27 protein-coding genes are annotated in these 25,551 nt (G+C 65.2%); 18 read left to right on the top strand and 9 right to left on the bottom strand.

Annotated elements, in window-relative coordinates; genetic code table 11:
- The first annotated feature begins 56 nt into the window (after positions 1–56).
- Positions 57–560 carry a hypothetical protein gene (locus tag ACSQ22_RS24425; RefSeq protein WP_055395927.1) on the top strand — a complete coding sequence of 168 codons (504 nt, stop codon included), beginning with the start codon at positions 57–59 and terminating at the stop codon, positions 558–560.
- A 59-nt stretch (positions 561–619) separates the two neighbouring features.
- Here the strand turns inward: ACSQ22_RS24425 and ACSQ22_RS24420 are convergent, their stop codons facing one another.
- Together ACSQ22_RS24420 and ACSQ22_RS24415 are read right to left on the bottom strand one after the other, a co-directional pair.
- Positions 620–1,660 (bottom strand): Bug family tripartite tricarboxylate transporter substrate binding protein, encoded by a 1,041-nt coding sequence (locus ACSQ22_RS24420; protein WP_121420136.1) that lies wholly within the window; start codon positions 1,658–1,660, stop codon positions 620–622.
- Positions 1,661–1,741: 81 nt separating this feature from the next.
- Positions 1,742–2,218, bottom strand: coding sequence for a DUF3237 domain-containing protein (locus tag ACSQ22_RS24415; protein ID WP_121420135.1), 477 nt, complete (start codon positions 2,216–2,218; stop codon positions 1,742–1,744).
- A 206-nt stretch (positions 2,219–2,424) separates the two neighbouring features.
- Here ACSQ22_RS24415 and ACSQ22_RS24410 point away from each other — a divergent pair, with 206 nt between their 5' ends.
- From ACSQ22_RS24410 to alkB, 10 genes are all read left to right on the top strand, one after another.
- Complete coding sequence (locus tag ACSQ22_RS24410) at positions 2,425–3,318, top strand: helix-turn-helix transcriptional regulator (RefSeq protein WP_199731209.1); 894 nt, start codon at positions 2,425–2,427, stop codon at positions 3,316–3,318.
- A 344-nt stretch (positions 3,319–3,662) separates the two neighbouring features.
- Positions 3,663–3,920 carry a PepSY domain-containing protein gene (locus tag ACSQ22_RS24405; RefSeq protein ID WP_055395919.1) on the top strand — a complete coding sequence of 86 codons (258 nt, stop codon included), beginning with the start codon at positions 3,663–3,665 and terminating at the stop codon, positions 3,918–3,920.
- A 50-nt stretch (positions 3,921–3,970) separates the two neighbouring features.
- Positions 3,971–4,516, top strand: coding sequence for a cytochrome b/b6 domain-containing protein (locus ACSQ22_RS24400; RefSeq protein ID WP_436131791.1), 546 nt, complete (start codon positions 3,971–3,973; stop codon positions 4,514–4,516).
- Positions 4,517–4,530: 14 nt separating this feature from the next.
- Entirely contained in the window at positions 4,531–5,220 is a 690-nt protein-coding gene (locus tag ACSQ22_RS24395) for a response regulator (RefSeq protein ID WP_436131790.1), read from the top strand.
- A gap of 4 nt (positions 5,221–5,224) precedes the next feature.
- On the top strand, positions 5,225–6,553 hold the full coding sequence (locus ACSQ22_RS24390) for a sensor histidine kinase (protein ID WP_436131789.1): 1,329 nt from the start codon (positions 5,225–5,227) through the stop codon (positions 6,551–6,553).
- A gap of 55 nt (positions 6,554–6,608) precedes the next feature.
- Positions 6,609–7,331, top strand: coding sequence for a hypothetical protein (locus tag ACSQ22_RS24385; protein WP_436131788.1), 723 nt, complete (start codon positions 6,609–6,611; stop codon positions 7,329–7,331).
- 42 nt (positions 7,332–7,373) lie between these two features.
- The gene (locus tag ACSQ22_RS24380; protein ID WP_436131787.1) at positions 7,374–10,199 is read left to right on the top strand and encodes a DEAD/DEAH box helicase; all 2,826 of its coding nucleotides are present in this window, start codon (positions 7,374–7,376) and stop codon (positions 10,197–10,199) included.
- Positions 10,200–10,445: 246 nt separating this feature from the next.
- Positions 10,446–11,579, top strand: coding sequence for a bifunctional DNA-binding transcriptional regulator/O6-methylguanine-DNA methyltransferase Ada (gene ada, locus ACSQ22_RS24375; protein WP_436131805.1), 1,134 nt, complete (start codon positions 10,446–10,448; stop codon positions 11,577–11,579).
- Positions 11,576–12,331 carry a 2OG-Fe(II) oxygenase gene (locus ACSQ22_RS24370; protein WP_436131786.1) on the top strand — a complete coding sequence of 252 codons (756 nt, stop codon included), beginning with the start codon at positions 11,576–11,578 and terminating at the stop codon, positions 12,329–12,331. The genes ada and ACSQ22_RS24370 overlap by 4 nt, the downstream gene beginning before the upstream one ends.
- A gap of 23 nt (positions 12,332–12,354) precedes the next feature.
- Entirely contained in the window at positions 12,355–13,008 is a 654-nt protein-coding gene (alkB, locus tag ACSQ22_RS24365; protein ID WP_436131785.1) for a DNA oxidative demethylase AlkB, read from the top strand.
- Positions 13,009–13,017: 9 nt separating this feature from the next.
- Here the strand turns inward: alkB and ACSQ22_RS24360 are convergent, their stop codons facing one another.
- Positions 13,018–14,814, bottom strand: coding sequence for a DUF3592 domain-containing protein (locus ACSQ22_RS24360; RefSeq protein WP_436131784.1), 1,797 nt, complete (start codon positions 14,812–14,814; stop codon positions 13,018–13,020).
- A gap of 293 nt (positions 14,815–15,107) precedes the next feature.
- On the opposite strand from ACSQ22_RS24360, the gene ACSQ22_RS24355 reads away from it, so the two are divergent.
- Positions 15,108–15,593, top strand: coding sequence for an EVE domain-containing protein (locus tag ACSQ22_RS24355; RefSeq protein ID WP_436131783.1), 486 nt, complete (start codon positions 15,108–15,110; stop codon positions 15,591–15,593).
- Between the two features lie 55 nt (positions 15,594–15,648).
- On the opposite strand, the gene ACSQ22_RS24350 is transcribed toward ACSQ22_RS24355, so the two are convergent.
- From ACSQ22_RS24350 to ACSQ22_RS24340, 3 genes are all read right to left on the bottom strand, one after another.
- Complete coding sequence (locus ACSQ22_RS24350; protein WP_436131782.1) at positions 15,649–16,260, bottom strand: exosortase H-associated membrane protein; 612 nt, start codon at positions 16,258–16,260, stop codon at positions 15,649–15,651.
- Complete coding sequence (xrtH, locus tag ACSQ22_RS24345) at positions 16,250–16,771, bottom strand: exosortase H (RefSeq protein WP_055394620.1); 522 nt, start codon at positions 16,769–16,771, stop codon at positions 16,250–16,252. Before xrtH ends, ACSQ22_RS24350 begins: the two co-directional genes overlap by 11 nt.
- Before the next feature lie 172 nt (positions 16,772–16,943).
- Positions 16,944–17,897: a class I SAM-dependent methyltransferase gene (locus ACSQ22_RS24340; RefSeq protein WP_436131781.1), complete on the bottom strand. Its 954-nt coding sequence runs from the start codon at positions 17,895–17,897 to the stop codon at positions 16,944–16,946.
- 299 nt (positions 17,898–18,196) lie between these two features.
- Between ACSQ22_RS24340 and ACSQ22_RS24335 the strand changes: the two genes are divergently transcribed.
- Positions 18,197–18,448: a GlsB/YeaQ/YmgE family stress response membrane protein gene (locus ACSQ22_RS24335; protein WP_055394624.1), complete on the top strand. Its 252-nt coding sequence runs from the start codon at positions 18,197–18,199 to the stop codon at positions 18,446–18,448.
- Positions 18,449–18,524: 76 nt separating this feature from the next.
- Here ACSQ22_RS24335 and ACSQ22_RS24330 read toward each other — a convergent pair whose 3' ends face one another.
- On the bottom strand, positions 18,525–19,121 hold the full coding sequence (locus ACSQ22_RS24330; RefSeq protein WP_436131804.1) for an NUDIX domain-containing protein: 597 nt from the start codon (positions 19,119–19,121) through the stop codon (positions 18,525–18,527).
- Between the two features lie 20 nt (positions 19,122–19,141).
- Entirely contained in the window at positions 19,142–19,312 is a 171-nt protein-coding gene (locus tag ACSQ22_RS24325) for a hypothetical protein (RefSeq protein ID WP_436131780.1), read from the bottom strand.
- A 365-nt stretch (positions 19,313–19,677) separates the two neighbouring features.
- Here ACSQ22_RS24325 and ACSQ22_RS24320 point away from each other — a divergent pair, with 365 nt between their 5' ends.
- A complete protein-coding gene (locus tag ACSQ22_RS24320) occupies positions 19,678–20,439 on the top strand; it encodes a DeoR/GlpR family DNA-binding transcription regulator (protein ID WP_436131779.1) in 762 nt (253 codons plus the stop codon).
- A gap of 271 nt (positions 20,440–20,710) precedes the next feature.
- On the top strand, positions 20,711–22,972 hold the full coding sequence (locus ACSQ22_RS24315; RefSeq protein ID WP_436131778.1) for a hypothetical protein: 2,262 nt from the start codon (positions 20,711–20,713) through the stop codon (positions 22,970–22,972).
- Positions 22,973–23,109: 137 nt separating this feature from the next.
- Here ACSQ22_RS24315 and ACSQ22_RS24310 read toward each other — a convergent pair whose 3' ends face one another.
- Entirely contained in the window at positions 23,110–24,057 is a 948-nt protein-coding gene (locus tag ACSQ22_RS24310; RefSeq protein WP_436131777.1) for a LysR substrate-binding domain-containing protein, read from the bottom strand.
- 144 nt (positions 24,058–24,201) lie between these two features.
- Here ACSQ22_RS24310 and ACSQ22_RS24305 point away from each other — a divergent pair, with 144 nt between their 5' ends.
- The 3 genes from ACSQ22_RS24305 to ACSQ22_RS24295 are packed head-to-tail and all read left to right on the top strand — an operon-like array spanning position 24,202 to position 25,455.
- Complete coding sequence (locus ACSQ22_RS24305) at positions 24,202–24,621, top strand: RidA family protein (protein ID WP_436131776.1); 420 nt, start codon at positions 24,202–24,204, stop codon at positions 24,619–24,621.
- A 51-nt stretch (positions 24,622–24,672) separates the two neighbouring features.
- Positions 24,673–24,831: a hypothetical protein gene (locus ACSQ22_RS24300; RefSeq protein WP_436131775.1), complete on the top strand. Its 159-nt coding sequence runs from the start codon at positions 24,673–24,675 to the stop codon at positions 24,829–24,831.
- A gap of 21 nt (positions 24,832–24,852) precedes the next feature.
- Positions 24,853–25,455, top strand: coding sequence for a DUF1731 domain-containing protein (locus tag ACSQ22_RS24295; protein ID WP_436131774.1), 603 nt, complete (start codon positions 24,853–24,855; stop codon positions 25,453–25,455).
- Positions 25,456–25,551: the final 96 nt, after the last annotated feature.

Below are 25,551 nucleotides of genomic sequence, written 5' to 3'. Positions count from 1 at the left end.
CTACTGTTGGCAGCCGCTCCTTCTTTCACCGACATTTCATTCAATACCACCCAACCATGCCCACTTCCCTGCAGATGGCAGCTGGCAATCCCGCCTTGGCTGCCGCCGTGCAACGCAGCCGCAAATTGCTCCATCGGCGTGCCCTGGTGGCTGCCGCCGCCAGTGCCGTGCCCGTGCCCGGGCTCGATTGGGCGGTGGATGCCGCACTGCTCTCACGCCTGCTACCGCAGATCAATGCCGAGTTCGGCCTGTCGGCGGCGCAGATTGACCAACTCGACCCGAACAAGCGCGAGCAGGTGCAAAAAGCGGTGAGCCTTGTGGGGTCGGTGCTGATCGGCAAGCTGATCACGCGCGAGCTGGTCATCCGCGCCACGCAGACCGTGGGTCTTCGCCTGACGACCAAACAGGCCGCCAAGTATGTTCCCCTCGCGGGACAGGCTGTGGCTGCCACCATTGGCTATGCCACGCTGCGCTACCTTGGCGAGCAGCACTTGAAGGACTGCGTTCGCGTGGTGCAGGAGGCGCAGCTGCAGTTGCCCGCACCCAAGGCATCTCGGTAATCCTGCTGAGAACCTGCGAGGGCTAGCCGCAGATGGCGTGACCCTAGCGTCTGGGCGCATCAATCGGCCTTGAAACCCGTGGCGGCCACCGCTTTGCCCCAGGTCACCGTGTCGGCGGCAATGGTGCGAGCAAAATCCTGCTGGCTGGTGCCCGTCACGCGGAAACCGGCCTCTTCCATCTTCGCCTTGCCTTCAGGCGACTGCACGGCCCGCACGATGTCGGCATTGAGCTTGGCAATGATCTCGGGGGGCGTCTTGGCGGGTGCCACGATGCCAAACCACGATGAGAACTCCAGATTGGCGTAGCCCTGCTCCTTGATGGTGGGCACATCGGGCAGCGTGGGCGTGCGCGTGGCCCCGGTGGTGCCCAGCGCGGCGAGCTTTCCAGCCTTCACGTTGGGCGCGGCCAGCCCCACGCTGGCAAACACGCCCTGCACGTCGCCACTGAACAGGCCGCCCAGCGCATCCGACGTGTTCTTGTAGTGCACGGGCTCTGGCTTGAGCTTGACCGCGTCCCCAAACATGAAGGCGCCAAAATGCCCCGGAGTGCCGGCGCCAAAGGTGGCCAGGAACAGGCCCTTCTGCTGCTTGGTCCAGTCCACAAACTCCTTCACGTTGCGTGCCGGCACCTTTTGGGGGTTGACCAGCAGCACAAAGTCGGACGTGACCACCTGGCTCACAGCGGCGAAGTCCTTGGCCGGGTCGTAGGGCAGCTTGTTGTAGCTGCTCGGGGCGATGCTGAGCTGGCCCGTCTCGCCCAGCATGATCGTGTAGCCGTCCGGCGCGGCGCGGGCTGCTTCGCCCGCTGCAATGAGGCCACCAGCGCCGGGTTTGTTGTCCACGATCACGCCCAGGTTGCCCCAGCCTTCCGACAACTTTTGCGCCAGCAGGCGCGCCACGATATCGGGCCCCGTGCCCGCCGGAAAGCCCACGATGATGCGCACCGGCTTGTTCGGATACGCGCCGCCACTGGCTTGCGCCTGCGCGCCCGACCAGGGCAGCAGGCTGGCGGCCAGAGTGACCGCTGCGGCAAGCAGTGTGCGGCGTGTGCCGCTTTTTCGTGCATCGGCGGCGGGGGCGGAATGGAAAGAAGGCGTCATGGTTGTCTCCAGGAGTTCTGTCAGTGTGGTCAAGGGAAAAAAGAATGCAGCGCTGGGTGGTCAGAAGGAGGAACCGGGCTCCTAAAGCAGCTCGAAAAAACGCATGACCACAGCGTCGGGATAGCGGGCACCCGTGCCCACAAACATGCGCTCGCCCATCCAGGAGAGCGCGGGGGCAGCGGTCTCGAAGCTCGGGCTGCAGCGGAAGTAGATTTGCTCCGGGTCCACCGGCTCGCCGCGCACCAGGCGGGCAATCAGCTCCGGCGGCCCGGAGCGCACGGCCCGGTTCTGTACATAGATGAAGTCGCCTGCGTCGGTCTCCAGCACGTAGCGCGCATCCAGCTCTGACAGCCGGTCATTCACGATGAGCTGAAAATCCGCACCGCCTGGCAGCACCCGGGCGCTCCAGCCATCGCCCGTGGCGGTACCGCCGGTGATGGGAATCAGGCGGCGCAGGCCATGCACGGTCTGCCCCACCTGCTGGGGTGCCCCCACTTCCACACGCAGATCGGCAAAGAACTTCAGCCGAGGTTCGGCCAGGGTCGGTAGGTCAGGCATAAGAGGGCTTGGGCTGCAGAATGAGTCATGACTTACGCAAACAGGGTTCAGGCAAGCGGTTCACCCCAGAGCGAGGCGGCCGCTGCATCCCGGTTTGCGTAAACCCTATTGGTTATGAACCTAGCGTAAATCCCGTGGCGCAAACCCCCTGTCATCCCAGAGGATGACAACGCAATGACACGGCGTAACCCCCACCCCTGCCCGCCATGAGGCAATGGACCCCTTCCCCACCGTCTGCCACCGGCAGGCAGGCCACCACGGGCCCGGCGGGCCATGCGCTGGCGGGCATGGTGCACCGGCTGGGCGAACCCGGTTTTGCGTCGGGCTTGCTGCAGGACCTGGCCCCCGTGCTGCCGGCTGCCTCGTGGTCGGTGTACCGCACAGGGCATCGCTGCAAGCCCACGCTGTTCATGTCGGCCAGCCTGGGCGTGCCAGACACCACGCAGGACTGCTGGTGGGCCTACCTCTCAGGCCCCTACCGCCATGACCGCACCTGGGGCCGCTCCTTTGACGAAGCGGCGCCCGCAGAATCCCCTACCCGCCTGTGCCACCTGACGGCCCGGGAGGTCGATGGAGAGCACCGCGCCCGGGTGTACGAGGCCCATGGCGTGGCCGAGCGCGTGTCGGTAGTCGAATACGAAAGCGATGGATCGGTATTTGCCGTCAACTTCTACCGCCACCAGCACCAAAAACCCTTCCGCGATGCCCACATCGGCGGCTTCGAGGCGGTGGCGCCCGTGCTGCTGGCGCTGGCACGCAAACACATTGCACTGTCGCACAGCGACACCCTGGCACCCGCCGCCTGGCCACGGTCTGGAAGCGCCGGCTTGGCATTGCCGCAGGCCGAACACCCTGCCCGGCACGGCCCCCTGCCCGCCAGCTTGCCCGCGCTGCGTGAGCGCCTGCTGCGTGTGCACGCCGACTTCACGGACCGCGAGCTGGACGTGTGTGCCCGCCTGCTGCAGGGCATGACACACGAGGGCATCGCCAGCGACCTGGGGCTGGGCGTGCCCACCGTCAAAACCTACCGCAACCGCGCCTTTGCGCGCCTGGGCATCCACTTTCGCAACGAGCTGTTTGCGCGGGTGCTGAGCGGTTAGCACGAAGGCCACTGCCCAGGTAAGGGGCGACGCTGGGGACAAGTCCTTCGCGAACGGAACAGCTCGGTTGCGCTACAGCCAGCGGTGTATGCAGGCGCAGAGCCGTCCCCCAAGCCAATTGGCTGCCGAAGGCTGTCCTTGCGTTGTCTGCGGCGGCCCCACTCACCGCAGCACCTTCCACCATCCCCCTTGTTAACAAAAGTTTTCCTGGAGGTGCAGCGCATCTGTGGCCTGTGTCCGGCGCGCCGCAGTGCGGCTTCATCCCCACTTAATCTTGGCCGCGTCCAATGCAGTTTGTGGGCAGTCAGTCCACATGTTCAAACCCACTGACACCAATATTCACCATGAAACTGCACATCACCGCCCTTGTTCTCGCCCTTGGTTCTACCGCTGTATTTGCGGGCCCCACTTGCAATGTTCCAGAAGAAAAATGGATGAAAGAAGCCGACTTCAAGGCGGGGCTCGAAAAGCAGGGCTACCAGATCCGGACCTTCAAGGTCAGCAAGGGCAAGTGCTACGAAATCTATGGCCTGGACAAGGCGGGCAAGAAGGTGGAGATCTATTTCGACCCCGCCACTGGCGCTGAAATCGAGCGTAAGTAAGCCTCAGCGAAGCGTCCCGTCCTGCCCCTCGCCTGCACCCCGAGTCGCCCATGAAGCCCGACCCTCTCCACCACCCCCCTGCCGCCACCAAGGTGTGGGACCCGTTTGTCCGCATTTTTCATTGGAGCCTGGTGAGCTGCGTGGTCCTGAACCAGTTTGTTCTGGAGCCCGGAAAAACAGCACACGAGTGGGTGGGCTACACCGCCAGCGCCCTGGTGCTAGCGAGGCTGGTCTGGGGCTTCGTAGGCAGCCGCCACGCGCGGTTCAGTGACTTTTTCCCCACCCCGCGCAGACTGGCAAAGCACCTGGGCGCACTTCGCAATGGCGAGCATCCGGTCTACGTGGGCCACAACCCCCTCGGGGCGCTAATGATGCTGGCCTTGATGGCCATCGTTCTGGCCCTGGGCGTAACGGGGTGGATGCAAACCACCGACACATTCTTCGGCGAAGAATGGCTGATGGAGTTGCACGAGGTGCTGGCCAACGGACTGCTGCTGGCGGCAGGGTTGCACGCTGCGGCGGCCATCGTGATGGGGCGGCTGGAGCGGGTGCGCCTCGTGCGGGCCATGGTCACCGGTACCAAGCAGCACTTTTGACGGACCAGGCTCGCATGCGACTGTTGCTGCTGGAAGACGATCACACTCTGGGCGAAGGCTTGCGGGATTTTCTGCAGCACGACGGCTATCTGGTGGACTGGTGCACCACCCTGGCGCAAGCGCGGGGTTTGATCACAGAGCCCTACGACGCCTGGCTGCTGGACTGGAACCTGCCCGACGGCTCCGCCCTCGACTGGCTGCACAGCCTGCGCGCCAAGGGTGCCAAAACACCGGCCCTGGTGCTCACCGCGCGTGACATGCTCAGTGACCGCATCCATGGCCTGGACAGCGGTGCTGACGATTTTCTGGTCAAGCCCTTTGCCCCCGAAGAGTTGTGTGCCCGGCTGCGTGCCCTGTTCCGCCGCATGGCCGGCGGCGCGCCCTGCAAGGCATTTGGCGCGGTGGAGGTGCTGCTGGCCGACAAGGAAGTGCGGCTGCACGGCCAGCGGGTGGAATTGACCGCCCGTGAATGGGCGGTGCTGGAGGCGCTGGTGTTGCGCGCGGGACGCACGGTTTCGGCGCCGGATCTGGAAGCCCTGGTGCTGGGGCTGGACAGCGACCTGGCCAGCAACGCGCTGCAAGTGCACGTTTTCAATCTGCGCAGCAAATTGGGCAAGGACGTGATCCAGACGGTGCGGGGCATGGGCTATCGCATTCCTGCACCCGTTGCCCCGCCGACGGCCCTAACGGCCTCTACGGGCTAACGACATGCGTATGCGCACGGGCGAGACAAAGCCACCGTCCATCCGGGGGCGGCTCGTCCAATCGCTGCTGTGGATCTCCATCGCGTTCGGCCTGTTGACCTCCGTGGTCGTCTGGTACGTGATCGCCCACGAAATGGGCGAACTCATGGACCAGGAACTGCGAGAGGCTGCTGAGATTTTTCACAGCGTCATGGCCATCCAGCCCGATCTGGCCACCAGCGGCCAAGGCGCCACCAAACAATTTTCGTATGAGGAACACTTGGTCTGGCAGGTGGTGGACGCTCCGTCGGGCCGCGTGAAAAGCCGCTCGCACAAGGCCCCCGAGCTGGCCTTGCAAACCGCCCCCACCGAGGCGATCGCCTGGACGCAAGACGGGCAATGGCGCGCCTTCACGTCGGTATTCAGCCAGCGCCCCGGGCAATTCCTGGTGGTGGCGCAAAGCCGCACGGAGCGCGACGAGGTGCACGGAGAAGTGGTCTGGTACACGCTGATGGCGGCGCTGTCGATGGGCCTGCTGTCGGCCCTGCTGATGAACTGGCGCATCCGCCAGGAGCTTCGCCCGCTGGGCGCCCTGGGCCAAAGCGTTCAGCACTATGACCCCCTTCGGCCCGACACCGCGCCCAAGGCCGCACCGAGGCAGGAGCTGCATCCCATCGAGCAGGCCATTGGCGACCTGGGGCACAGGCTGGCACAGCGGATCATCAGCGAACGCGCGTTCACCTCGCACGCGGCCCATGCCCTGCGCACGCCGGTGGCGGGTATCGACGTGCAACTGGCCCTGGCGATCAAAGAGGCGCCCGAATCGATAAGGCCGCGCTTGGTGCGCGCGCGAGACGCTGCGGGCAGGCTCGGTCGGGTCATGCAGGCGCTGCTGATGATGTTTCGCAGCGGCATGGAGCCACAGCGCCAAAACGTTGACCTGCGCCAGCTCATCGATGCGCTGGCGTTTCACGACATGGCCATCTCCATCCAACAAACCACCCCAGTGGACGCCGACCCCGATCTGCTGGCCGCCGCCCTGCTGAACCTGCTGGACAACTCGCACCGTTTCAACGCCCACCAGGTCACCATCACGGCGCTGCAGGAGGGCGCCGACACCGTGTTGCGCGTGCAGGACGATGGCGATGGCTGCCAGCCCCACACCAAAGTCCGTTTACAGCAATCGCTGCAGCAGCAGGCCTATGGCGAAGGCAGCGCCATGCGCGGCCTGGGGCTGGTGCTGGCCGACCTGGTGGCGCGCGCGCACGGGGGCCACACGGTGCTGCCAGACTGTGCTCCGGGCTTTGGCATTGAGCTGCGATGGCCTGCCGCCCTGCCCCGTTCTACGGACTGACGATGCGCCTGACCCGCCCCGCAATAATTCGAATCCCACTACAAAGAGAGACCCCATGAGACGCCCCCCCAAAGCCACAAAACCCTCGCAAATCGCGCCCCTTTGCATCGCACTGTCCAGCCTGGCAAGCGCCTTGCACGCCCACGCCGAAGCGCCCATGCACACCGACGATGCGGGCACGCTGACCCAAGGCGCCATGAAGCTCGAAGGTGTCTTCGGCCGCGATGACAAGACCCGAGGTGCCGAGCTGCTTTTTGGCGCTGGCGTCGCGCCACAGCTGGAAATGGAGGTCTCGCTGGCACGCGCCAAAGACACGGCCATGGGTGCATCCACCACCTTCCACGGGCATGGCTGGGGTGTGAAGTGGGTGCCCATCCAGAACGAAACAGGCTGGTCGGTGGGGGCGCGGTTCGACATGGGCCACACCCGCGTTCGCGACCACGCCACCCCACAGCGTTTCACCGAGCGCGAAACCGCCCTCACAGCGCTGGCCAGCTACCGGTTGGCCAATGCGCAGGTGCTGCACCTCAATGCCGGCCAAAAAACCGTCAGGGCACAAGGCGCCCGCCACCGTGCGGCCACCTGGGCCGTGGGCTATGAGATTCCGCTTACTGAACAACTGCAGCTCACGTCTGAGGTGTACGGCGAACAAAGGTCGCGCCCGGACAAGGCCGTGGGCCTGCGCTACGCCATCACCGACGGGCTCAAAGCATCCGCCGCCGTGGGCCGTGGCAACGGCCGCACGTTCAGCCAGGTGGGCATGGCCTGGGAGTTCTAGGCGCAGTCCGGGACGCCGCCGGCACGGCACAATCGGCGGCCTATGCCTGCATCCGGTGCCCGCCCCACAGAACCCATCCCGTCCCGCGCTGACCGGGCGGCGTTGGTACAGGCCTGGGTGCTGGCCCTGCGCACCCAGGCCGGGCCAGCCCAGCTGCAGGCGCTAGCGCCCCTGAGTGATGCGGAAGCCGCACGCGTAATGGCTCTGCTGCGCAACGACGCGCCCCACAAGTCTGTTCAACCCGACCGCCCTGCCTCCGAAAGCGCCAACAACCCTGGCATAACCAGCGGCCACTTCCGCCCGCGCATCACCCTCATGACCCTGGGCCGGGGCGACGGCCTGCTGGGTATGGCGCCCCAGGGCAAGCTGGGGCCGCGCGGCGACAGCGTGACGCTGGTGCAGATTGACTGGACCTACCGCACTGATGATGGCGCCCACTGGCAGACGCCTGCCCCCACCTCCATCCTCAACGCGCGCCCGGGCCCCGTGCAAGACCTGTTCGACACCGGCGGCCCGGTTGTGCGCATGCAGCGCAACCTGGGCGCCGAGGCCGACGCCATGGACCGCGTGTGGGATCTGGGCCTGATCCCCGTGGACGCGAACAAGCTGCAATGGCGCCACCGCGCCGCAGCCGCCACGCTGGGCCCCGTGTGGACGCTGGCGCAGGAGGCACACTTTGGCGACTTCTGGGCCGAGCAGATCCCCCAACTGCGCGCCGAGGGCTGGAGCGTGGTGGTGCAGCCCGGCTTTGCGCACGAAAGCGTGCCCGTGTTGCGCTGGAAGCTGCTGATCGCCCCCGACACGGGCGAGGTGCTGGGCAAGGAAGTGGACGGCCCGCTGGCCGCACGCGAACGCCCCGTGCAAAAGCTGCAACTGCCCGAGCGCGAAGGCGCCTGGCTGCTCAGCCTCGGTATCGAGATCGACGGCGAAACGCTGGACCTGGCGCCCATGCTGGCCGACCTGCTGCGCCGCGATGCCCGATGGCTCAACGCCCGGCAGATGGCCGCTATTGACGACATCGCCATCATTTCGCTGCGCGCACCCGGCGGCAAACGCATCGACGCGCCCGCCGGGCCGCTCAAGGCCATCGTGGGCGCCATGGTCGATCTGCTGACCGACCCGACCCGTAACCAGCGCAAGGATGGCGATCCGCTGCACCTGGGAGCGTGGGAGGCCCGCCGCATCGAAGCCCTGCGCGCCGGGCTGGTGCTGGCCCACCGCGTGGGTACGGTCAATGGCTGGAACAACGACTGGCAGCTGCAGGGCGACGTGGGCCTGGCCCAGCTCGCCAAGCGCCTGCGCACCATCGGCACCCCGCAGCCGGTGGCCGCGCCTCAGGGACTTCAGGTGCAACTGCGCCCCTATCAACTGGAGGGCCTGGCCTGGCTGCAGTACCTGCGCGCGCAGGGCTTGGGCGGCATATTGGCCGACGACATGGGCCTGGGCAAAACCGCACAGGCGCTGGCCCATGTGCTGGCCGAAAAGGAGGCTGGGCGCCTGACCCGCCCTGCCCTGGTGGTGCTGCCCACCTCACTGCTCTTCAACTGGCAAGCCGAGGCCGCCCGCATGGCCCCCAACCTCCGCGTGCTGGCGCTGCACGGCGCGAGCCGTGGCCAGCGCTACCTGCAGATGGCCGACCACGACCTGGTGCTGACCACCTACCCACTGCTCTGGCGCGACGTGGAAGCGCTGGCCGCACAGCCATTCCACCTGCTGATCCTGGACGAAGCGCAGATGGTGAAGAACGCCGGCAGCCGCAGCGCCCGCGCCCTGCGCAAGCTGCAGGCCCCGCACCTGCTGTGCCTGACGGGCACGCCGCTGGAGAACCACCTGGGCGAGCTGTGGGCACAGTTTGACTTCCTGATGCCCGGGTTTCTGGGCGATGTGCGCAGCTTCAACGCCCGCTGGCGCAAGCCCATCGAAGAAAACGGCGAAACCCTGCGCGCGCAGCAGCTGTCCCAGCGCGTGCGCCCCTTCATCCTGCGCCGCCGCAAGCAGGACGTGGCGACCGAACTGCCACCGCGCACCGAAGTCATCCAGCGCGTGCAGCTGCAAGGCAAACAGCGCGAGCTGTACGAGGCGGTGCGTACCACGGCCGACAAACAGGTGCGCCGTGCGCTGGAGCGCCAGAGCTTTGACGGCGCGCAGATCACCATCCTCGATGCACTGCTGAAACTGCGCCAGGTCTGCTGCGACCCGCGCCTTGTCAAAGGAACCACGAAAGCGCCCCACACCATGGAGCGCGCCAAGCTAGAACTACTGGCCGACATGCTGCCCGCCCTGGTCGATGAAGGCCGCCGCGTGCTGGTGTTCTCGCAGTTCACCGAAATGCTCACGCTGGCGGCCGAGCTGCTCGACACCCTGGCCCTGCCCTACCTCACACTTACGGGCCAGACGCCACCCCGACAGCGCGGCGCGGTGGTGCGGCAGTTCCAGGCGCAGGACGACACCAGCGCCCCCATCCTGCTCGTCAGCCTCAAGGCCGGCGGCCTGGGCCTGAACCTCACCGCCGCCGACACCGTGATCCACCTCGACCCCTGGTGGAACCCCGCCGTCGAAGAGCAGGCCACCGCGCGCGCCCATCGCATCGGGCAGGACCAGCCCGTGTTTGTCTACAAGCTGGTGGTGGAAGGCAGCATCGAAGAACGCATGCTGGAGCTGCAGGCCCGCAAGGCCGCACTGGCCCAGGGCGTGTTGGGCCACGATGCTGAAGGCGCGGTCAAGTTCAGCGAGGCCGACCTGCACGCACTGCTGGCGCCTTTGAGTGAGCCAGTCAACAACCCGCTGGGCATTCCGGGAGAAGACGCACTGCGCTGGGGCGGCACGGGCAAACGGCGGCCCCGGCCGCTGCAGCCACCGGAAGTTTGAGTGTTTTTTGCCCCTGGCGCTTATCTACAAATCGCTAAAAGCTATCAATATAGTAGCAATCTGAGCATGAGACCCTTGGCCCCCGAATAGCGCAGAATTCAAAAGCAAGCTTCGGAGTGCGCCCCACACCACCCATCCCTAGAGTGCATGGCATCGCAATCCCTTTGTGAGCCATCCACCATGAACCTGAACGCCATTCACAGCAGCGCCAACGACCTGGCCCGCCCTTTCACCAACGTTGTTGCTATGCCGAACCGCTCCACACCGCCTGCAAAAGCCGCACAGGCCGCAGCCACCCAGGCCGACCCGCGCTGGGCGGCGGTGGCGGCGCGCAGCGCGGCGGCGGATGGCAGCTTCTGGTATTCGGTGCAGACCACGGGCGTGTATTGCCGCCCCAGCTGCGCGGCGCGTGCACCCCGGCCAGAGAATGTGCGGTTTCACGACAGCTGCGCGGATGCAGAAGCCGCAGGCTTTCGCCCCTGCCAGCGCTGCAAGCCCCGGCAGCCCACGGCGTTGTCGCACCACGCCGCGCTGGTCACAGAGGCCTGCCGCATCATCGAAGGCGCTGCCGCCGGTGAGGCGCCCACGCTGGATGCGTTGGCCGCCCAGATGGGCCTGAGCCCGTCACACCTGCACCGCATCTTCAAGCAGTCCACGGGCCTCACGCCCAAGGCGTATGCCGCCGCCCAGCGTGCGCAGCGCCTGCGCAGTGCGCTCGACAACGCACACACGGCCTCGGTGACGGACGCGATCTACAGCGCGGGTTACCAGTCCAGCAGCCGCTTTTACGAACAATCGGCCCAGGTACTGGGCATGACGCCCAGCCGCTACCGTGCGGGGGGCGCGGCGCAAGACATTCGCTTTGCCATCGGCCAGTGTTCGCTGGGCGCCATTCTGGTCGCCCAGAGCGACCGGGGCATCTGCGCCATCTTGCTGGGCGACGATGCCGACACCCTGGTGCGCGACCTGCAGGACCGCTTTGCGCAGGCACACCTGATCGGCGGGGATACCGCGTTTGAAGCGCTGGTGGCGCAGGTGGTGGCCTTTGTCGAGGCCCCGGGCCTGGGGCTGAACCTGCCTCTGGACGTGCGCGGCACGGCGTTTCAGCAACGCGTGTGGCAGGCCCTGCAGGCCATCCCCGCCGGGCAGACTGCAAGCTACGCCGAGGTGGCCCAGCGCATAGGCGCCCCCACTGCCGTGCGCGCCGTGGCGCAGGCCTGCGCGGCCAATGCGCTGGCGGTGGCCATACCCTGCCACCGGGTGGTGAAAAGTGATGGCGCGTTGTCGGGCTACCGGTGGGGCGTGGAACGCAAACGTGCGCTGCTGACGCGTGAAGCAGCGCCAGAGCCCGCACAACCGCTGGCGGAGAAGGTGGCATGAGCGCTGGCCCGCTGTCTCACCAACCCGGTCTGAAGAACGACGATTGGGCGCAGCGTGCAGTTGCCATCGACTGGCCAACAACCACGGAGGCCCTGCACCAGCAAGGCAATGCGGTACTGCCGCAACTGCTCAGTGCCACCGAATGCGCCGCGCTGGCCCGCCTGTATGGCAACGCGGATGAGAGCACCTTCCGCAGCCGCGTGGTGATGCAGCGCCACGGCTTTGGCCAGGGCGAATACCGGTACTTCAGCTACCCGCTGCCCGGTGTGGTGGCCGGGCTGCGCGAGGCACTGTACCCGCACCTGGCGTCCATCGCCAACCAGTGGAACACCGCCATGGGCATCGATGTACGCTACCCCACGCGGCATGCCGACTTCATTGCCCGCTGCCATGCCGCAGGCCAGGTGCGCCCCACCCCGCTGCTGCTGCAATACGGCGCTGGCGACTACAACTGTCTGCACCAGGACCTGTATGGCGAGCATGTGTTTCCGCTGCAGGTCGCGGTGCTGCTGTCAGAGCCCGGGCGCGACTTCACGGGCGGCGAATTCGTGCTGACCGAGCAGCGCCCGCGCATGCAGTCGCGGGCCGAGGTCGTGCCGCTGCGCCAAGGCGATGCCGTGGTGTTTGCCGTGCACCACCGCCCGGTGCAAGGCGCGCGCGGACCCTACCGGGTGCAGATGCGCCATGGCGTGAGCCGCTTGCGTAGCGGGCAGCGGCACACGCTGGGCATCATTTTTCATGATGCTGAATGATCGCCCCAAGAATTGACCGCGTGATGACCTTCAGCCTTTTCGATGACCTGCCCCAGCCTGCCCAGCCGCCCGAGGTGCTGGAGCCCGGCGCCATGGTGCTGCGCGGCTTTGCGCTGGAGAAGGCGGCAGACCTGCTGCAAGCGGTGCAGCAGGTGACGGCACAAGCCCCCTTCCGGCACCTCATCACCCCCGGGGGACTGCGCATGTCGGTGGCCATGACCAACTGCGGAAGACTCGGCTGGGTGAGCGACCGCAGCGGCTACCGCTACGACCCCCTCGACCCCGACAGCGGCCAGCCCTGGCCCGCCATGCCGCCTCTATTGCGCCAGCTGGCATTTGACGCGGCGCAAGCAGCGGGCTTCCCCGGCTTTGCGCCGGACGCCTGCCTCATCAATCGCTATGCCCCCGGCACGCGGTTGTCCTTGCACCAGGACCGGGACGAGGGCAACTACGCGCACCCCATCGTGTCCGTGTCGCTCGGCATCCCGGCCGTGTTTCTGTGGGGCGGCGCACAGCGCTCCGACAAGGCGCGGCGCATTGCGCTGATGCATGGAGATGTCGTGGTGTGGGGCGGCCCGGCGCGGCTGCGGTTTCATGGGGTGTTGCCGCTACCTGAGGCCCATCATCCGATGACGGGCAGCTACCGCATCAACCTCACGTTTCGCAAGGCGCACTGACCCCCCCCTTTACCGGGCATAGCCCGTGGCTTTGGCCAAGGTGCTCAACATCTGCTCCGCCACAGGGCGGCCCTGGAGGCTGTCTGCAATGCTCACGCTCTTGCCGTTGCGCAGATTCACCTGCACCCGAAAGAACGTAGTGCGCTGGTGACCACTTTGCAGCGTGTAACTTTCCTGGATGGAGAGGCGGGCAATGTCGTGCGCAGGCACCTGCCGCCAGGCCAGCATCAGGCCCAACAGACGGCGCTCGGTGCGCAGGCCCTGGCGGTCCAGCTGCACGGTCAGGCTGTTGGACACTGCATAGAAGCCCCACACCAGCATGGCACCGCCCACACCACCAAACGCCAGCGGAAACAACACAGGCGCGCCGATGTAGCCCGCCATCACGCCCAGGCCCAGGAAGCCCCCGCCCATCACCAGCCACAGCAGGTTCTGCCGCCACAGACGGCCGTAGGGCTGGTACAGCCGCACGCCACCTTCCACGGGCTCGATGTCGCTCACCGCGTCCAGCTCGGCCTCGCGCAGGGTTTGCATCTGCGGGTGCTTGGCGGCGTCGTGTGCGAGCCAGGTGGACTCTGCACCCGTGGCATACACGGGCACCTCAAACCGGCGCGAGAACTTCAGCGCCGGATCGGTGCTTTCCAGCAGCACCGCCCAGTGGTGCTCGTTGGTGCCCACGGCTTGTTCAGACTCGGGCAGGCCCTTGGGCACGCTCAGGCGGAACGCCACGCGGCTGCCCCGTTCCTGGGGTTGCACCTGTGCGGCACCCTCGCCCTCCCACACCTTCTGCTCACGCGATTCACTGCTGTTGTCGCCGCCTCCCGTGCGCGTCTGGTAGTGGTAGGCACAGCGCAGCGTCACGGCAAATCGCAGATCAGGCCGGTACGGCACACCGGGCAGGTCCACGGTGGCGCCCACATGCCCGCCGATGGCTCCAGGAAACGGGTCCATCACCAGCCGCACCTCGCCATGGCGTCGCGCATCCAGCGTGGCGCGCACGGCCCACACCAGCAGGCCCAGCCCCACGGCAACCATCAGCACCAGCACGCACAGCACGATGTGGTTCTCGTTGCGCCAGGCGCGGGGAATGGCAGACAACGCCGCGGGGTAGGCAATGGCACCCCACACCACGGCAAAGCCCCAGGCGAACCACACCTCCCAGCGCTTGCTGGAGCGGATGCGGTTGTCGGCCCATGCCCTGTTGGCAAGCCATGGCTCACCGCCCAGGGTCTGCAAGCGCTCCGCCTTGTGTGCATCGCTGCGCCGAAGGCTCCACCCCCAGATCAACATGCCCACCCCGGCGCCACCAAACAGCACCACAAAAATCATCTGAAAACCCAGCAAACCCAGGCGCAGGCTGCGGTCGGCCACCGAATCCTGCGGGCGCGACGGGTTCACCCACACCGGCACAGGTATTCCGCTGCGCTGCGCACTTTCCAAGCGCCAGGCCAGGTTCTCATGGAAGCTGCCAATGTTGTCGGCCAAGGTGTTGATGGCAGGCCGGTGGCCGTCATACGCCACGCCCGCCACTTCATAACGGTAGTGGACCGACACGCTGTAGGTGCTGCCTGATTTGCTGCCCCGGTGCGTGTTCAGCTGTGCCGAGACCACCCGTGCGGGCACTTCATGCCAGAACTGCATGCGCGACCAGTCGTACAGAGTGGGCAGCACACCCAGCAGCAGCATGCCAATGCCCACGGCGGAAAACGGCAGCGCAAACAGCATGAGAAACCAAGAGCTGCTTTTGTTGCTTGCCGCTGCCTGATGGTTGGCGCCTTTGGTGCGCCGCCGTGCCTGGTTGGCCATACACCCTCCCTCTGCGTGCCCCCCCTGCCGAGGGCTTTTGTTCTTCCGGAACCCGGGCGGCGCTGATTCTGCGGCTTGCTGCGGCGGCGGGCCAGTACGTTTTGCAACTCCTAGGGGCCCATGTGGTTTTGCAAGGCCCGTTCTGCTGCAGTTCTGACGCAGAAATCCAAACCAAAATGGCACCCAGCGCTTATCCATCAAGCGCAAGTAGCTATAAAAATAGAAGCAACTTGGTAAAACGTGCGCGGCCTGTCCTGTATGCGCACCACCACACCTTTGCCAGAATGGCGGCCATGACTGCCTCTGCCACACCCCGCCCCGCGCGCTACTGGCTCATGAAATCCGAGCCCGAGGAATGCTCCATCGACGACGCCCTGGCCGCGCCCAATGCCACCGTGCCCTGGACGGGCGTGCGCAACTACCAGGCCCGCAACTTCATGCGCGACGACATGCAGGTGGGCGATGGCGTTTTGTTCTACCACTCCAGTTGCCCCGAACCAGGCATTGCAGGCCTTGCGCGCGTGGCGAGCGGCACACGAACCGACCCGACGCAGTTTGACCCCGCCTCGCCGTACTACGACCCCAAATCCCCTGCCGACAAACCCCGCTGGCTGCTGCTGGATGTGCAGGCGCAGCGCAAGATACGGGTGGTAGGTTTGGCGCAGCTGCGGGAGCACCCGGATCTGGCGCAGATGCGAGTGCTGCAGCGCGGCAACCGCCTGTCCATCACCCCCGTGGAGCCCGTCGAGTGGGCTGCAATCATGGAGATGCTGGGCTGAGCCGCAGGCTTGCACTGCTTTGCCCCCGCCCTGCCCGCCCTGGGGCCTCCCCGCTTTACTGTGGCCGTTGAACGGCCACGGAGGCACGCGCCTGGGCGTGGAGCTTGGCCAGGAACTCCCGGTCCAGCAACAGCCACAGCATCACCGGGGCCAGTGCGGTAAAGATGAACAGGTTGAAGTGGTACAGAAATGCCACCACGTCGGCCACCCACCCGGGCAGTCCCGTCTGCACAAACACCTCAGGCCCCGCCCGGTTGAAGACATCGTTGCACCACTGCAGGGCCACGTTGAGTGCCTGGATCGGCAGCATGGCCAAGGAGCCTATGAGCAGCTTGCGCCCCCAGTGACGGGGAAACGATGCCAGCACCAGCGCCCAGAAGATCACGATGCCGTAGCCCAGCAAGCGGTAGTCCACCAAAGGCGCCAGCTTGCCCGACTTGAACTGGCCGTTTTGCACGGAGACCACCTTGAGCGTGGTGTTCAACAACGCCGTGGTCTCTTTCTGGGTGTAGCTCAGTGCCCAGTGAAACAGGGTGGAAGCCGCCTCGCCCGCCATGAAGAACACGGGCTTGGACAGTTGTGGCGACAGGTAGTACCACAGCGGCATCAGGCACAGCAGGCTGGCGATGGCAACCAGCAGGAAACGTCCGACAGAACTAAGCTGCATTGGCGAGGGGGGGGTGAGGGGGTGAGGGAGGTTGCTGGCGGGCGATCCAGCGAATCCAGAGCATCCAGACCACCAGCACATCCAGCATGATGAGCGCCTGCCAGAGGTACAGGTGGGCAAACTCGAACACGGTCATATTCCACTTGCCCAGGTAGTACAGGCTGATGATGCGCAGCAGGTTGACGACCTGCACCGCCGCAATGCCGATGGCGATGCCGGCGAGCTTGTGTTTCCAGCTGGAAGGAAACGCGATCATGCCGGCGATAAGGATGATGGCCGCCTCCACGCCGTTGCAGCCCGCCTCGATGGACACCGCAAAACCCGTGGCCTTGCTCATCAGGATGCGGCCATGGTGCGCCACATCCGAGTCCAGCGGGGTCATCAGCGCTGCGCTGGCGGTGGCGAGCAGGCTGGTCCAGGGCTCGATGGCGACCCGTTGCACCTCATCGAGCATGTCGATGCGAAAGAGGACCGCCAAGACGGCGATGAAAATCAAGAAAAATCGGACCATACGTCGATGAGAAGAACCTGGTGAAGCGCGCACCAACACGCCAGGAATGCGCCAGGCGGCGAGGCCGTGAGAACGTGGGCCTGTGGTTCACACAGGCGCCGCAAAGAATATCAGAAGCTACCCATAACCCACAAAGCCCAAATGGCACTCGCAAGCGGCCCTGAGAACCTGTTCAAAGGTTCGGGGCGGCGTACACCAGCACCTTGAGGGCGCGCTCGGGGTCCACATCCGCAAACACAGCCGGGTTGGCCACCCGTTCGACAAAGTGCAGTTCAGGCGCCAGCTCCTGCATCTGCTCTTGCAGGAAGCCCACGCCCAGCTCGGGCGCGTTCAGACACAGCAGTGCATGCCCGCCGGGTGCCAGCAGGTCGGGCAGGCGGCGCATCAGCCGTGCGTAGTCCTTGGTGGCCACGAAGCTGCCCTTTTGGTAGCTGGGCGGGTCCACGATGACCAGGCCATACGGCCCGCTGCGGGTGATCTTGCCCCAGTTGCTGAAGATGTCGTGCGGCAAAAACGCCGCGCCCGTGGTGATGCCGTTGAGCTGGTGGTTTTGCTGCCCGATGCCGATGGCGCCGTGGCTCATGTCTACGTTGACCACGTGCCTGGCGCCCGCCTGCAGCGCCACCACCGAGAAAGCGCAGGTATAGGCAAACAGGTTGAGCACCTTCAGGCCGTAGCGGTCGGTGCTGCGGGCGGCCGCGTGGTCGCGCACCCAGCGGCGGCCCTCGGCCATGTCCAGGAACAGGCCGTGGTTTTGCCCGCGCAGCACATGCACGCGATAGCGCGCGCCAGCCTCCGTCACGATGTGCGGGTCGGGCACGGCGCCGGCCATCAGCCGTGTTTCGCTACGGCCCTCCATGCGCAGAGCCTCGCCCCGGTGCTGAAAGACCCAGCTGAGCGGCTCGCCAGCCGGTGCGATCTGCGCCCAGCGCGCCTGCAACGCGGCGCCGATGGCGGCCAGGTCTTCGTCCGTGGCGGGGGCGAAACTGGTCAGTACGAACACCGGCGGGTAGGCGTCCAGCGACCACTGCTCAGAACCCGGATGCAGCCCGCCCCGCCCGTGAAAGACGCGTTGGGCCTCAACGGGCAGCGGCATGGCGGCGATGGCGTCGAGCAAAGCTTGCATGGAGGGACGGGGGCGGGTTGGAAAAAACGAGAGTATGAGAAAAAATGGCCGCTGGCGCTTGAAATATAAGCGCTGTTAGCTACTGAAATAATAGCACCTTCCATGATCGTTCCTGCAAGGACCAAGGCGCCGTGCCGATCCGCGCCACCATCGCCTCGCCAGGAGCATGCAGGCCACTCTCAAGGTGCGCCGTTGCCCTGCAACAACCTGGATCCTGCGTGGAAAACCGTGGTCAGAAATGCAATTACAGTCGCTGCCGGCCCATCGGTGCGGCTTGACCATCATCACAAAGGAATTCCATGTTTTCCATTCTCGGAACCATCGTTGTCGGCTTCATCGTCGGATTGCTCGCGCGCGCCTTGAAGCCGGGCAATGACAAATTGGGCTTGATCATGACCACCGTTCTCGGCATTGCCGGGTCGCTGTTGGCGCGCTATGTGGGCGTGGCCATGGGCTGGTACGGGCCCAACGCGTCCGTCGGCTGGATCGCATCGATCATCGGCGCCATCGTGCTGCTGGTGATCTACGGGCTGGTGAAGAAGAAGGCCTGATGCGCGGCGGCGCATTGCCCGGCGGCACACCGCGATAGGCATCGCAGGCCTTAACGCCTGCGCCGCCCGCATGTCCTCATCCCGCCGCCTCCTGCAGCATCAACGCCACATGCTGCAGCAGCATCACCGTCTTGCCGTCTTCGATCACGCCGCTGCCAATGCCCGCTAGGGCTTCGGCCAGTGGCATCTCGATCACTTCGATGTCCTCGCCCTCGTGGGCGAGGCCACCTCCGGTGCGGATGCGGTCCTGCGGTTCGTATTCGGCGATAAAGAAGTGAAGCTTTTCGGTGACCGAGCCGGGGCTCATGTAGGCCTCGAACACCTTGCGTGGCTGGCGCACGCGGTAGCCGGTTTCTTCCTCGGCTTCGCGGCGGATGCAGGTTTCGGGGTCATCCCCGTCGAGCAGGCCGGCGCAGGTTTCGATCAACATGCCGTCGGCACTGCCGTTGAGGAACGCCGGCAGCCGGAACTGGCGTGTGAGCACCACCGTACGACGTCGCGGGTCATAGAGCAGCAAGGCCGCGCCGTTGCCTCGGTCATAGGCCTCGCGGCTCAGCGTCTGCCACTGGCCGTCGCGGCGGCGCAGGTCAACGGTCACCTTGCGCAGCGTGTACCAATGGTCGGACAGCACGTCCACCGACTGCAGCTTGACCTGCTCGGTACTGGCTGGCACCGGTGCGGGCACGGGGCGGCTCACAGGCTTGGCTCCGTTGCGGGAATGGCGTTGGCAGCGCAGGCGTGCTGCCGCAGCGGCCATTCATTCACGGGGTGCACCACGGGGTCGCCGTCGGTGCCCGAGAGGTAGGGGCCAGCAATAAGCACCCGGAGCGGAGGGTTGGGGTCGGTGGAGATGGGGATGGACATGGTCTTGCAATTTTCGATTCGTGCAATATCATGCACAAACATGCAAATTCACGCAACCTTGTTTTAGAACCTGTTCAAAATCTTTTCGGGGATCGCATTGGAGTGCAATCGGGACGAGTGGATGCCTCGGATGCGCCGCATGGGCTCATGCCCATGCAAGCAGCCGGGGCGCCCAATCGCCCGATTTCACTCCAACCCTGCGGGCAAGTGCCTTGCCGGGCGGTCTGCGGCGTTGCGGCGCTTGCCAATAGCCGAGCTATTGGCGGCCCACCGCGCCTTGCATCCCATCCCGGCAAGGTACTTGTGCGACCCCGAAAAGATCTTGAACAGGTTCTTAGATCCACTCCTGCCTTGTTCTCACGCCCATGCTCACCATCCAACGCAAACAACTCATCCTGGAGCGCCTGCGGCAAGACGGCCAGATCGTGGCCAAGGCACTCAGCGAGGAACTCGGGATCTCGGAAGACACCGTGCGTCGCGACCTGCGCGAGCTTGCGGCCGAGGGCCAGCTGCAGCGCGTGCACGGTGGCGCCCTGCCCGCATCAAAGGCCGTGGGCAACTTGCAGGTGCGCGAGCACCTCGCCACCGACGACAAGCGCGCGCTGGGCCGTGCCGGCGCGGCCCTGGTGCAGCCTGGCCAGGTGGTGATCCTCGACGGCGGCACCACCTCGCTGCAGGTGGTGCAACACCTTCCGCGGGACCTGCGCGCCACCGTGGTCACCCACAGCCCCAGCGTGGCTGTGGCGCTGGCGGACCACCTGCAGGTAGAGGTGCTGATGCTGGGCGGCCGCCTGTTCCGCCATTCGATGGTGAACGTGGGCGCCAGCGTGACCGAAGCCGCCATGAGGCTGCGCGCAGACCTGTACCTGATGGGCGTGACGGGTGTGCATGCCGACGCCGGGTTGACTACCGGGGATTTTGAAGAGGCCGCCGTCAAGCGCACGTTGCACACGCGCGCTGCAGAAACCGTGGTGCTGGCCTCCATCGACAAACTCGGAGCCGCCTCCCCCTTCGGCATTGCGGCGCTCAAGGAGCTGGCCACACTGGTAGTGCCAGCCGCCACGCCCGCCAAGCTTGTCGCCAGCCTGCGAGTGGCGGGGGCCAAGGTCGTCAGCGCCCGGCCGTGATGGCCGTCTGCTTCCCCGTCAGGAGCAGCCAACAGCATGGCCATGCCGAACTCGAAGGATTCCCCAAATTCGTGGCCAACGGTCGGATGCGCAGCTTCAGGTTGGTGATCAGCCGAATGCCTGAAAAACCTCGTGTGTTCATGCCACGCACACGACCCATGCAAGCTTTGGACTGTTCGACGCGACCCTCTGTCGCTAGCCTTCGGTTCTTCCCAACACCGGCTGACAGGCGCGGAGCAGCGCCCACCAAGCCGACTACCAGGAGAACCTCATGGACATCAAAGTCAATCAACCGCTCGGTCCGGATCAGACGCAGCAGCAGCCTCGCAAGGTCCCGATGCGCTTTCGCACGCGCACAGCGCTTGCGGGTGGACGTAGGCCAGGGGTGGCTTTTTTCGGTAGCGCCGAGCACTGGTCGGTCGTGGATGGGCTCAGGCTCACGCTGGCGGATGGCAGCTCACACGATGCCGCTCATCTCGAATTCACACTGGAAAACGGCTGCCGACTGAGTTTCGGCCAGATCGTCGCGCTGGCTGGCGATTTTTATGCCCTTGCGCACAAGCCCATCTCCGATCAGGCGGACAAGCCCGCTGCGTTTCGCGAAACGTTCGCTACGCTCGACAAGGCAAACCCCCAGGAGGTCAAAAAGATTTTGGGAATCATGGAGGAAGAGTTTCAGGCCATCGCCAACGCGATCGCTAAGGGCGAAGACCCCCACGAAGCTTACGCACGCAACAGCGACCACTGGGACCTGCAATACAACGTCGCCACCGGAGGGGCGGACAAAAAAATCTATCCCTATGACACCAGTTTGTGGGGCCGCTACATGTGGATTGCCAGCTTCAACTGGGACCACTTCGGTGCCCACGCCCACGATGTCTGCCGCGCAGGTCTTCAAGTAGCAATGGAGACCGCCGCTTCAGCCAGTGCCCAGCAGGGACTGCATCGCAGCAACGGACTGTTGAAGGCGTATGCGTACCTGGCATTCGCCAGCCACTATCTGACCGACGGTTTCGCCAGCGGACATCTGCGCACGCCGCGGCGTCACCTGCACGACTTCCAGAGCTCTCAGACCCATTCGATCGACTTTGCGCCGGATGCATGCGCCAAGGCGATGCATGACGAGGACGGTTTCAACGGTTTGTGGGTAAGCAATGCGGCTGGCGACCACTGGATCGCCTACGGCGATGGGCGCTACTTTGACGCCGTGAATGCGGCCAACCGCAATGTGATGCGCGCGGCCCTTCGCGCGGCTATCGCCGATGTATATCGCGCGTTCACCGATGGCAAGGCCGTGGCCGCTCCCACTTACCTGCGACTTCTTCCCAAGCTCCCGCTCGACCCTCAGGCTACCGACAATTTTTCACCACTGTTTGTCGCAAAACCGGGTGAAGCCTTGGCTCGGGTACGTGTCCCAACTGCAAACCCCAATTCGCGCGAATGGATGCGCGCGGGAATACTAGGCGTCGCGCCTTGGTGGGTACTGGCGGCAGAACTCAATGGTGCGCTGCGCCCCCCAAAAATTGGCGTACCACCGGGCAAAGGCCAGGCCACAGGCCCAAACACCGGTTCTGGCAGCGCCACAAACTGGATAGTGCAAGCCCGTCTGCTGGAGCGTCAGGGCAAACCGCTGACCACGCAGTCTTCACCTGCCATCGCCGAGTTCAAGGGTGAACGGTGGGTGTGCGTCAAACAAGGAAACCAGTTTTTGATCGGGCGCCACCGCACGCAGTGGACCGACTTTCAACTGCTGGAGGTGTCCGGCGACCCGGTGCAGACATCCACCCCTGCGGCACTGGTTGTTCATGGCGACGTGCTGCATTGCTTCTATGCCGACTTCGAGGGCTGTCTACAGTGGCTGCAATGGAACGGCGACCGTTGGATGAAACATGGCACCGTGCAAGTCAACGGCGGTGCCGCCAAAACCGATCGCGCCCCTTGTGCGGTTTCACTGCCCAACGCACGCCACCTCGTGCTGTTCTTCAAGGGATATCGGTCCAGTGACCTCTACTACGCATGGCGCTTTGAAAAGGAAACCAAGTGGTTGGGAAACACACCGGTTCAGACGGGCCAGGGCTACGCAGCAATGACAGCTGAACAGCCTTGCGCTGCCTGCACGCGCGAGGGTGCTTTCGTGTACTTCCGCGCCCATGGCGGACGCAGTGTGTACTCCATCTGGGTCAGCGACAACGACCCCGCTAGAAACTTCTACTTCTACGGCAACGAGCCCATCCGCCTGATCAACAAAAGCGTCGCGTGGACGTCAGCAGCCGTAGCGGCTGCCGCACAGCCCACTGACAGCCAGGTGTTGCTGGTCGTGCCGCACGATGACAACGCACTTCGCAGCATCACCCAACAGAGCCTTGGCGACACAACACAACGCCAGTACCTTCCTGGTGATGTGGATGCAGCTGACGGCGAGCAGCTTTTAAGCAACATCACCCCTGCCCTGGCCCTGATTGATGGACGCTACTGGATGTTGAGCGTGGAGCCAGAGGGGCATCAAGTGATGTTGAGCTTCGGGCAACCTTAGCCCTGATGCAGTGCGGCACCCAGCGGCCATGAAAGCCGAGCGCCTTCTCCATGGCCACCGTGGTGCCAAGGCAAGGCAGCGTCAAAAGTGTCCTCTTGCAAAATGCGCAGCAGCTTGACCTGCATGGGCGGTGGTGTTCAGTCCGCCGCCCCGCTGGGCCGCTTGGCCGGTGGGCGCACCGGCGGCGCATGCTTTGCCATCAGCGCTGCTACCCAGTCGATGAACACCCGCGCCTTGGCGTTGACGTGGCGATTGGGTGGGTAGGCCACGTACAGCGGCATGGGGTCGAGCGCCCAGTCTTCCAGCAGGGGCACCAGTTCGCCGCTGCCCAGGTGCGGGCGGGCCATGTAGTGCGGCAGCCAAAGAACGCCCATGCCGGCCAGCCCGGCCGCGAGGTAGGCGTTGCCGTCGTCCACAGCCAATACATAGCGGCCCTGCACCTGAATGTCCTCGGCGCCACGCCGCATGGCGTACGGAAACGTCTTGCCCGTGCTTGACCACAAAAAGCCCACCACGCGGTGGTGCGAATCCTCCAGCTCGTGCGGGTGTACAGGGCTGCCTGCACGACTCAGGTAGCTGGGCGCCGCGTACACACCCAGCTGCAGGTCGCCCACACGCCGCGCAATCAACGACTGGTCCTGAATCTCGCCCCCGCGCACCACGCAATCGACGTTGTCGCCGATCAGATCCACCATGCGGTCGCTGACGCCCATGTCGAGCTGAATATCGGGGTATTGGGCATGAAACTCCGGCAGGGCCGGCACCAGGATCAGCCGGGCCAGCGGGCTGGGCACATCCACCCGCAAGCGGCCCCGCGGCGCGGCGGATGCGCTCGACAGGCTGGTCTCGGCATCGTCCATGTCGGCCAGGAGGCGCACGGCGCGCTCGTAATACACGGCCCCATCGGCCGTGACCTGCACCCGCCGTGTCGTGCGGTGCAGCAGCTTCACGCGCAGCCGCGCCTCCAGTTGCTGCACCAGCTGCGTCACCGTGGTCTTGCTCACGTGCATCGTGTCGGCCGCCTTGGTGAAGCTGCCCGATTCGACCACCCGCACAAACGCCTGCATTGCATCGAACCGGTCCATGGCGCTCCTGCCTCGTCAAAGATTGTTTGGAGTTTACAAACAGTGATGGACAGGCTTGCTCGTTTATCTGCCGGGGGCACGCCGATAAATTCCTTTCAACAACAACCCAAGGCCCCCGTGGCCTACCCAAAGGAAAACACTCCCATGGCATCGACGCACACATCCCCTCGCGACGTGGTCTTTCCACCCGGGCGCCAGGCGCTCTACGAAAAGAACCGCTACTCGCCCGCCATCCGCTCCAACGGTTTCCTGTTCGTCTCCGGCCAGGTGGGCAGCCGCCCGGATGGCTCGCCCGAGCCCGACTACCAAGCCCAGGTGCGGCTGGCGTTCGACAACCTCAACGCGATCCTGCAGGCCGCTGGCTGCACGTTTGACGACGTGATCGATGTGACGGTGTTCATGGTGGACCCAGAAAAGCATTTCGAGGCAGCCTGGGGAGTGATCGGCGAATACTGGGGCAACGCGCCGCACCCCACGCTCACGGGCATTGGGGTGACCTGGCTCTATGGCTTTCAGTTCGAGATCAAGGTGATTGCGAAGCTGCCGGAGGAGGTGAGACGCTGAAATGTGGCGGCACGCGCGTTGCTCCATAACCACCATCGACGCTGTCGTCACTTGGCAGGCGCCCGCGTGCTGGGCATGCCGTGGACCCAGGCGCGCAGACGCCAGCTGCTGGCCAGCCGGGTGGACACCACCGTGGCAGACGTCAGCCTGATGCGGCGCCTGCAAAAAGCCCCGCGCGTGCTGGTCAGCGCATCGGCAGTCGGCTTCTAAGGAGCATCGCCCAATGCGTCAATGGAGCCGCTGGACGAAACCGCCTCACCCCGCCCGGGCGAGTTTCAGTCTGACCTGTGCGCTGCCATCGAACATGAGGCTCGGCGCGCCGAAGCCCTGGGCGTGCGAGTGGTGCGCATGCGGTTTGGCGTAGTGCTGGGGCGCGGTGGTGGCGCGCATCCGATGCAAGCGCTGAGCGCGCACCTGTACCTGGGCGCTGTGCTGGGCCATGGTCGTCAGCGTGCACCGTGGATTCACTTGGCTGACGCGGTGGGGTTGGTGCGGTTTGCGATGGCGCATCAAACCCTGCAAGGCCCCGTCAATGCCGTGGCGCCTGAGGCGGTGACGCAGGCGTCGTATGCGCGGGCGCTGGCTGCAGCGTTTGGTCGGCGTGTCTGGCTGCGCAGGCCGGGGTTGCCGTTGCGGGCCCTGCTGGGAGCACTGTCTACTCTGCTGCTGGACGGGCAGAACGCGGTGCCGAGTACAGCGCTGGGTCAGGGATACCGTTTTGTGCACCCGCGGCTGAGTGGTGCGCTGGCAGACCTTGCGATAGCTGATGCTAGCGGGACCGGATTTGGCTCACACAGAATATTAATAAAAATAGGTCTTGGCGCTTATTGGTAAAGCGCTAGCAGCTATAAATACAGTAGCAATTACGAGTCGCTATGTCAGCTGTGCAGCGGTTGCAGTCATCTCGACTTGGCCGTCGAACGCGTACTA

The sequence above is a fragment of the Acidovorax sp. LjRoot38 genome, assembly GCF_964252975.1.
In the GTDB taxonomy this organism is placed as follows: Bacteria; Pseudomonadota; Gammaproteobacteria; order Burkholderiales; family Burkholderiaceae_C; genus Acidovorax; species Acidovorax facilis.
This window is presented reverse-complemented; position numbering and strand designations above follow the sequence as displayed.

Bases quoted from the DNA above. Each gene is read 5' to 3' on its own strand.
- ACSQ22_RS24425 (WP_055395927.1), top strand. From the start codon at position 57: ATGCCCACTTCCCTGCAGATGGCAGCTGGCAATCCCGCCTTGGCTGCC.
- ACSQ22_RS24420 (WP_121420136.1), bottom strand. From the start codon at position 1,660: ATGACGCCTTCTTTCCATTCCGCCCCCGCCGCCGATGCACGAAAAAGC.
- ACSQ22_RS24415 (WP_121420135.1), bottom strand. From the start codon at position 2,218: ATGCCTGACCTACCGACCCTGGCCGAACCTCGGCTGAAGTTCTTTGCC.
- ACSQ22_RS24410 (WP_199731209.1), top strand. From the start codon at position 2,425: ATGAGGCAATGGACCCCTTCCCCACCGTCTGCCACCGGCAGGCAGGCC.
- ACSQ22_RS24405 (WP_055395919.1), top strand. From the start codon at position 3,663: ATGAAACTGCACATCACCGCCCTTGTTCTCGCCCTTGGTTCTACCGCT.
- ACSQ22_RS24400 (WP_436131791.1), top strand. From the start codon at position 3,971: ATGAAGCCCGACCCTCTCCACCACCCCCCTGCCGCCACCAAGGTGTGG.
- ACSQ22_RS24395 (WP_436131790.1), top strand. From the start codon at position 4,531: ATGCGACTGTTGCTGCTGGAAGACGATCACACTCTGGGCGAAGGCTTG.
- ACSQ22_RS24390 (WP_436131789.1), top strand. From the start codon at position 5,225: ATGCGTATGCGCACGGGCGAGACAAAGCCACCGTCCATCCGGGGGCGG.
- ACSQ22_RS24385 (WP_436131788.1), top strand. From the start codon at position 6,609: ATGAGACGCCCCCCCAAAGCCACAAAACCCTCGCAAATCGCGCCCCTT.
- ACSQ22_RS24380 (WP_436131787.1), top strand. From the start codon at position 7,374: ATGCCTGCATCCGGTGCCCGCCCCACAGAACCCATCCCGTCCCGCGCT.
- ada (WP_436131805.1), top strand. From the start codon at position 10,446: ATGCCGAACCGCTCCACACCGCCTGCAAAAGCCGCACAGGCCGCAGCC.
- ACSQ22_RS24370 (WP_436131786.1), top strand. From the start codon at position 11,576: ATGAGCGCTGGCCCGCTGTCTCACCAACCCGGTCTGAAGAACGACGAT.
- alkB (WP_436131785.1), top strand. From the start codon at position 12,355: ATGACCTTCAGCCTTTTCGATGACCTGCCCCAGCCTGCCCAGCCGCCC.
- ACSQ22_RS24360 (WP_436131784.1), bottom strand. From the start codon at position 14,814: ATGGCCAACCAGGCACGGCGGCGCACCAAAGGCGCCAACCATCAGGCA.
- ACSQ22_RS24355 (WP_436131783.1), top strand. From the start codon at position 15,108: ATGACTGCCTCTGCCACACCCCGCCCCGCGCGCTACTGGCTCATGAAA.
- ACSQ22_RS24350 (WP_436131782.1), bottom strand. From the start codon at position 16,260: ATGCAGCTTAGTTCTGTCGGACGTTTCCTGCTGGTTGCCATCGCCAGC.
- xrtH (WP_055394620.1), bottom strand. From the start codon at position 16,771: ATGGTCCGATTTTTCTTGATTTTCATCGCCGTCTTGGCGGTCCTCTTT.
- ACSQ22_RS24340 (WP_436131781.1), bottom strand. From the start codon at position 17,897: ATGCAAGCTTTGCTCGACGCCATCGCCGCCATGCCGCTGCCCGTTGAG.
- ACSQ22_RS24335 (WP_055394624.1), top strand. From the start codon at position 18,197: ATGTTTTCCATTCTCGGAACCATCGTTGTCGGCTTCATCGTCGGATTG.
- ACSQ22_RS24325 (WP_436131780.1), bottom strand. From the start codon at position 19,312: ATGTCCATCCCCATCTCCACCGACCCCAACCCTCCGCTCCGGGTGCTT.
- ACSQ22_RS24320 (WP_436131779.1), top strand. From the start codon at position 19,678: ATGCTCACCATCCAACGCAAACAACTCATCCTGGAGCGCCTGCGGCAA.
- ACSQ22_RS24315 (WP_436131778.1), top strand. From the start codon at position 20,711: ATGGACATCAAAGTCAATCAACCGCTCGGTCCGGATCAGACGCAGCAG.
- ACSQ22_RS24310 (WP_436131777.1), bottom strand. From the start codon at position 24,057: ATGGACCGGTTCGATGCAATGCAGGCGTTTGTGCGGGTGGTCGAATCG.
- ACSQ22_RS24305 (WP_436131776.1), top strand. From the start codon at position 24,202: ATGGCATCGACGCACACATCCCCTCGCGACGTGGTCTTTCCACCCGGG.
- ACSQ22_RS24295 (WP_436131774.1), top strand. From the start codon at position 24,853: ATGGAGCCGCTGGACGAAACCGCCTCACCCCGCCCGGGCGAGTTTCAG.